Source organism: Burkholderia sp. KCJ3K979, assembly GCF_016759955.1.
GTDB lineage: Bacteria > Pseudomonadota > Gammaproteobacteria > Burkholderiales > Burkholderiaceae > Burkholderia > Burkholderia orbicola.
Map to the genome: position 1 here is coordinate 1 of NZ_JACFYV010000303.1, position 6,432 is coordinate 6,432.

A 6,432-nucleotide genomic window follows, 5' to 3' on the forward strand; every position below is an offset into this window, starting at 1 on the left:
CGGCCGAAGGGCTGCTGTCGTTGCGGCCCAATCTCGTGCTCGCATCGGCGGAAGCCGGCCCGCCGACCGCGATCGCGCAGGTGAAGGGCGCCGGCGTCACCGTGACGACGTTCGACGAGCGCCACGACGTCGAATCGGTGCGCGCGAAGATCACCGGCGTCGCGCAGGCGCTCGACGTCCGCGACGCCGGCACCGCGCTGCTGCAGCGTTTCGATCGCGACTGGCAGGCCGCGCGCGACGCGGTCGCCGCGCGCGTGCCCGGCGGCGCGCAGCCGCCGCGCGTGCTGTTCGTGCTGAACCATACCGGCACCCAGGCGCTCGTCGCCGGCCAGCGCACGGCCGCTGACGCGATGATCCGCTACGCGGGCGCGCGCAACGCGATGCAGGGCTTCGATCACTACAAGCCGCTGACGACCGAGGCGCTCGCGGCGGCCGCGCCCGACGTCGTGCTGATCTCCGACGAAGGGCTGGCGGCCGTCGGCGGTCACGCCGCGCTGCTCGCGACGCCCGGCTTCGGCGCGACGCCGGCCGGCCGCGCGCGGCGCGTCGTGTCGCTCGACGCGCTGTTCCTGCTCGGCTTCGGCCCGCGCCTGCCGCTCGCCGTCACGACCCTGCACCGACGCCTGTCGGATGCGCTCGCCTGACTCCGGATCGACTCGATGCCCGCACACGCTTCGCCCTTCAACGCGCCGTCGCGCGCCCCGCACGCCGGCGCCGCGCGCCTCGGCACGTCGCGCCGCTTCGCGCCGTTCGTCCTGGCCGCGCTCGCCGTTCTGGTGGGCGCGATGTCCGTCGTCGCGCTGTGCGTCGGCGCATACCGCATTCCGCTGGCGGAAGCCTGGGCCGCGCTGAGCGGCGACGCGGCCGCGCAGCAGGCGCGCGCGGTGCTGCTCGATATCCGCGCGCCGCGCGTCGTGCTCGCGCTGCTGGTCGGCGGCGGCTTCGGCGCGACCGGCGCCGCGATGCAGGCGCTGTTCCGCAATCCGCTCGCCGATCCGGGGCTCGTCGGCGTGTCGAGCGGCGCCGCGCTCGGCGCGACCACGCTGATCGTGCTCGGTCCGGCCCTCTTCGCCGCCCATGCGAGCGCGGCCGCGCTGCCGTTCGCCGCGTTCGCGGGCGGCCTCGCGGTCGCGGCGCTCGTCTACCGGCTGGCCGCATCGCGCGGCCGGCTCGCACTGCCGCTGCTGCTGCTCGCCGGCATCGCGATCAATGCGCTGGTCGGCGCGGCGATCGGGCTGCTCACGTTCGTCGCCGACGACGCGCAGTTGCGTTCGCTGACCTTCTGGAGCCTGGGCAGCCTCGGCGGGGCGCAATGGTCGACGCTGGCGGCCGTCGCGCCGTGCGTGGCGCTCGGCTGCGTGCTGCTCGCGCGCGAACGCGATGCACTGAACGCGCTGCAGCTCGGCGAAACCGAAGCGCTGCATCTCGGCGTGCCCGTGCAGCAACTGAAACGACGCGTGCTCGTCGCGGTCGCGCTCGCGGTCGGCGCGCTCGTGTCGTGCGCGGGCATCATCGGCTTCATCGGGCTCGTCGCGCCGCATTGCGTGCGCCTCGCGTGCGGCCCCGACCAGCGCATCGTGCTGCCCGGCGCCGCGTTGCTCGGCGCGTTGCTGACGCTCACGGCCGATCTCGCCGCGCGCACGGTCGCGGCGCCCGCCGACATTCCGCTCGGCGTGCTGACCGCGCTGCTCGGCGCGCCGTTCTTCCTCGCGCTGCTGTGGAAGAACCGCGGCGCGCTCGGCGGATGATCCCTTCTTCACGACGACCATGCTGACTGCCCACCACCTCGACGTCGCCCGCCGGCACGACACGATCCTGCGCGACCTGTCGCTGTCGATCGAGCCCGGCCGCGTGACCGCGCTGCTCGGCCGCAACGGCGCGGGCAAGAGCACGCTGCTGAAAACCTTCGCCGGCGAACTGACCGGCAGCGTCGCGCCGAACGGCGTGCGCGTCACGGGCAACGTCACGCTGAACGGTGAACCGCTCGCGCGCATCGACGCACCGCGGCTCGCGTGCCTGCGCGCGGTGCTGCCGCAGGCCGCGCAGCCGGCCTTCCCGTTCAGCGTCGACGAAATCGTGCTGCTCGGCCGCTATCCGCATGCGCGACGCAGCGGCGCCCGCCACGTCATTGCACATCGCGATCGCGACATCGCGTGGCGTGCGCTCGAACGGGCGGGCGCCGATGCGCTCGTCGGTCGCGACGTCACGACGCTGTCGGGCGGCGAGCTCGCGCGCGTGCAGTTCGCCCGCGTCCTCGCGCAGCTGTGGCCGGACCACGACGCGACGGAACCCGGCCCGCGCTATCTGTTGCTCGACGAGCCGACCGCCGCGCTCGATCTTGCGCACCAGCACCGGCTGCTCGATACCGTGCGCGCCGTCGCGCGCGAATGGCAGCTCGGCGTGCTCGCGATCGTCCACGATCCGAACCTCGCCGCGCGGCATGCGGATACGATCGCGATGCTCGCCGACGGTACGATCGTCGCGCATGGCGCACCGCGCGACGTGATGACGCCGGCCCATATCGCGCAGTGCTATGGCTTCGCGGTGAAAATGGTGGAAACCGGCGACGGGACGCCGCCGGTGATGGTGCCCGCGTAGGAAGGGAACGTCTTTCAGGTGATGCAGCCGGACTGAATGCCAGCGCGGCAAGCCCAGGCGCGAGCGCTCAATGCTCGACGTCCGCCGCGCCGAAGCTCCGCATCTTCCAGCCGAGCCGCACGACGAGCATCCGCATCGAGAAACCGGCCACCAGCGCGACGAACGTCGCCAACCCCACGTCGATGCCGAGATGCTGCATCCCGACATACAGCGCGCCCGTGACGAACGCGACGCTCGCGTACAACTCCTCGCGCAGGATCAGCGGCATCTCGTTGCAGAGTAAATCGCGCAGCATCCCGCCGCACACGCCCGTGATCGCGCCGGCCAGCACGACGATGATCGGCGCCGTGCCGGTCGACGCGCCGATGTCGCAGCCGATGATCGTGAACGCCGCGAGGCCGATCGCATCGACGGTGACGAACAGCGTCTTCATCCGCGCAACGTGCCGTGCCGCCCACGACGCGACGGTCGCCGCGACCAACGTGATCACCAGGTATTCGGGATGCGCGATCCAGCCGAGCGGATAATGGCCGAGCAGCACGTCGCGCACGGTTCCGCCGCCGAGCGCCGTCACCGCGCCGACGAGCGCGAGCCCGAAGCGGTCCATTCCGCGGCGCATGCCCATCAGCGCGCCCGACATCGCTTCCGCGACGATCGCAATCAGATAGAGCGTATGCATGGCGCGCGTCAGTCGTCCGTCCGGAACAGGTCGAGCACGCGTTCGCGCTCGGCCGCGTCGACGGCGGCGGGCATCGGTTCGTCGCGCTTGTCGTGGTCGGCCGGTACATCCAGCGCACCCGGTGCATCGCCGGCTGCCGCGCCGCCGCATGCAAAGCGGCTGCGGATATACGCCGGCACGTCGGCCGTGCACGTGCCGCGCGTGTATTCGGCGTAGACGAAATCGCCATCCACCAGCGCGACGTCCTGCGGCGGCGTCGCCGCGACCGGCGTGCGCCCGTCGACGGCCGTCTTCATGTAGTCGAGCCACACCGGCAGCGCCAGCGTCGCGCCGGTCGCGCGCCCCATCGGGCGCGGCGTGTCGTAGCCGAGCCAAGCAACCGCGACGATGCCCGACGAATAGCCGGCGAACCATACGTCCTTCGATCCGTTCGACGTGCCCGTCTTGCCGGCCGCGTCGTCACGCCTGAGCGCGAGTGCGCCGCGCGCGGTGCCGGCCCGCACGACGTCGCGCAGCATGCTGTCCATCACGAACGCATTGCGCGCCGACACGACCCGCTCGCCTGCCGGCACGGTCGCCTCGTACATCGCGCCGCCGTGCCGCTGCTTCACCGACAGGATCAGGCGCGGCTCCATCCGCGTCCCGCCGTTCGCGAACACGCTGTAGGCACTCGCGAGTTCGAGCGGCGTCACGGCGCCCGCGCCGAGCGCGAGCGGCAGCGACGCCGGATTGCGCTGCGCATCGAAGCCGAAATGCACCGCGTGCTGCTGCACGTAGCGCGCGTCGGTGGCCTGCATCAGGCTGACCGCGACCAGGTTCTTCGAGCGCACGAGCCCGCGCCGCACCGGGATGAAGCCTTCGTAGCGATTGCCGAAATTGCGCGGACGCCACGGCCGCGCGCCGGTTTCCGCGTGCGTGAGCGTACGCTGCGTATCGTCGACGAGCACGCCGGGGAAGTAGCCCTTCTCCAGCGCCGCCGAATAGACGAACGGCTTGAAGCTCGACCCCGGCTGGCGATACGCCTGCAGCGCATGGTCGAACACGTTGCGATCGAAATCCGCGCCGCCGACCAGCGCGAGCATGTCGCCGGTGGCCGCATCGAGCGACACGAGTGCGCCTTCGAGGCCGTTGCGCATATCGCGCTTCGCGCGGGACTGGCGGCTCAGCGTACTGTCGAGCGCGGCTTCGGCTGCACGCTGGTCACGCATCGAGATGGTGGTCGTCACGTCGAGGCCAAGCGTGTACGCGTCGTCATGAAACCGTTCGACCATCATCCGGCGCGCCCGCTCGGCGACGTACGGCGCCGCGACGATGCCGGGCGGCGGCGTGGTCGCCAGTGCGATCGGCGCGTCGACGGCCGCGCGATACGTCGCGTCGTCGAGCTGGCCGAGTGCATGCATCCGGCCGAGCACGTAGTTGCGCCGCGCGGTCGCGCGCGCCGGGTTGACGACCGGATTGAATGCGGACGGCGCCTTCGGCAGCCCGGCGAGCACGGCCGCCTCGCCCGCGCTCAGTGCGTCGAGCGGCTTGCCGAAGTACACGTGCGCGGCGGCCGCGAAGCCGTAGGCGCGCTCGCCGAGATAGATCTCGTTCATGTACAGCTCGAGCAGCTTGTCCTTGCTGTATTCGCGCTCGAGCTTGGCCGCCATCAGGATCTCGGCGAGCTTGCGGCTCAGCACCTTGTCGCGCGTCAGGTAGAAGTTGCGCGCGACCTGCATCGTGATCGTGCTGCCGCCCTGCCCCGGCTGCCCCGTCACGACGTTCGCGAACGTCGCGCGCGCAAGGCCGCCGACATCGACCGAGCCGTGCTCGTAGAACTTCGCGTCCTCGGCCGCGAGCAGCGCATGCCGCATCAGCGGCGGGATGCGTTCGAGCGGCACGAACTCGCGCCGCTCGACGCCGTATTCGGCCAGCAGGTCACCGTCGCGCGAGAAAATCCGCAGCGGCAAAGCGGGACGATAGACGGCCAGGTGTTCGACGGACGGCAACTGCGTCCAGATGCGATCGATCGTCCACGCGCCGATGCCCGCGCACGCGAGCGTCAGGCCGAGCAGCGCGCCCGCGAGCGTGCGCCAGATGCGGCGGCGGCGCGGCGGTGTGGGTGGCGGCGCGGGCGACGGCGACGGGTTGGCGGTGGGATCGGTCATGTCGGGCTCCTTCTTCAGTGCCGCGACGGCCGGCGCGCGAGCGGCGCCGATCGGTCACGAAAGGCGCGCATTGTCGAAGGGATGGCGCGAAACCGGAACATTCTTTAGCCAAAGTTTGGCTGGCTAAATTTTATTTAGGAAAGCGCTTCAGGTCCTGCTTGGACCGGGTATGCGGGTCGGCGGCATGTCGTTGCGGGCGCGCGAGCCGGTTCGCTTGTACCATCGTCGGATGTTCGATCGATACCTCGACCTGTGGAGCCTCGTCCCCGACGGCGGCCCGATCCTGACCGCGAGCGGCGGCCTGCTGCCCGTCGTCTGGCACGCGCGGCCGGCAATGCTGAAAGTCGCCACGTGCGACGAAGAGCGCCGCGGCAATGCGCTGATGGCCTGGTGGAACGGGCAAGGCGCCGCGCAGGTGTGGCAGCACGACGGCGACGCGATCCTGCTCGAGCGCGCGCAGCCGGCGCCGTCGCTGGCTGCGTTGTCGGCTGCGGGCCACGACGACGATACGATGCGTATCGCTTGCGACGTCGTCGCGCGGCTGCACGCGCATCGTGCGCCGCTGGTGCCTCCGGTCGTGCCGCTGCATGACTGGTTCTACGCGCTGCTGTCAAACGATGCCAACAACGATGCGTTGCGCCGCTCGGCAACGATTGCTCGTCAGTTGCTGGCCGAGCCGTCCGTCGACGAAGTCGTGCTGCACGGCGACATCCATCACGGCAACATCCTGCATTTCGGCGATCGCGGCTGGCGCGCGATCGACCCGAAAGGGCTGCGCGGCGAGCGCACGTTCGATTACGCGAATCTGTTCTGTAATCCTGCGCATGGCATCGCGGTCGACCCGGTGCGATTCGAGCGACGGGTTGTGCTCGTGGCTGACGCCGCGGGACTCGACCGGCGCCGGCTGCTGCAGTGGATTCTCGCGTGGTCGGGGCTGTCGGCCGTGTGGTTGATGGAAGACGAGTTGCCGGCCGATACGCGGCTGGCGGTTGCCGCGCTGGCCGCGGC

6 protein-coding genes are annotated in these 6,432 nt (G+C 71.1%); 4 read left to right on the plus strand and 2 right to left on the minus strand.

Annotated elements, in window-relative coordinates; genetic code table 11:
- The 3 genes from H3O04_RS33090 to H3O04_RS33100 all read left to right on the plus strand — a co-directional run.
- On the plus strand, positions 1-644 hold a 644-nt coding region (locus H3O04_RS33090), incomplete at its 5' end, for a heme/hemin ABC transporter substrate-binding protein (RefSeq protein WP_202589291.1).
- A 15-nt stretch (positions 645-659) separates the two neighbouring features.
- Positions 660-1,748: a FecCD family ABC transporter permease gene (locus tag H3O04_RS33095; RefSeq protein ID WP_202589292.1), complete on the plus strand. Its 1,089-nt coding sequence runs from the start codon at positions 660-662 to the stop codon at positions 1,746-1,748.
- 19 nt (positions 1,749-1,767) lie between these two features.
- Complete coding sequence (locus H3O04_RS33100) at positions 1,768-2,598, plus strand: heme ABC transporter ATP-binding protein (RefSeq protein WP_006480382.1); 831 nt, start codon at positions 1,768-1,770, stop codon at positions 2,596-2,598.
- A 67-nt stretch (positions 2,599-2,665) separates the two neighbouring features.
- On the opposite strand, the gene H3O04_RS33105 is transcribed toward H3O04_RS33100, so the two are convergent.
- Entirely contained in the window at positions 2,666-3,277 is a 612-nt protein-coding gene (locus tag H3O04_RS33105; protein ID WP_043888662.1) for a trimeric intracellular cation channel family protein, read from the minus strand.
- An 8-nt stretch (positions 3,278-3,285) separates the two neighbouring features.
- Positions 3,286-5,424 (minus strand): penicillin-binding protein 1A, encoded by a 2,139-nt coding sequence (locus tag H3O04_RS33110; RefSeq protein WP_202589293.1) that lies wholly within the window; start codon positions 5,422-5,424, stop codon positions 3,286-3,288.
- A 229-nt stretch (positions 5,425-5,653) separates the two neighbouring features.
- Between H3O04_RS33110 and H3O04_RS33115 the strand changes: the two genes are divergently transcribed.
- Positions 5,654-6,432 (plus strand): aminoglycoside phosphotransferase family protein (locus H3O04_RS33115; protein WP_202589294.1); only part of this gene is annotated, 779 nt, incomplete at its 3' end.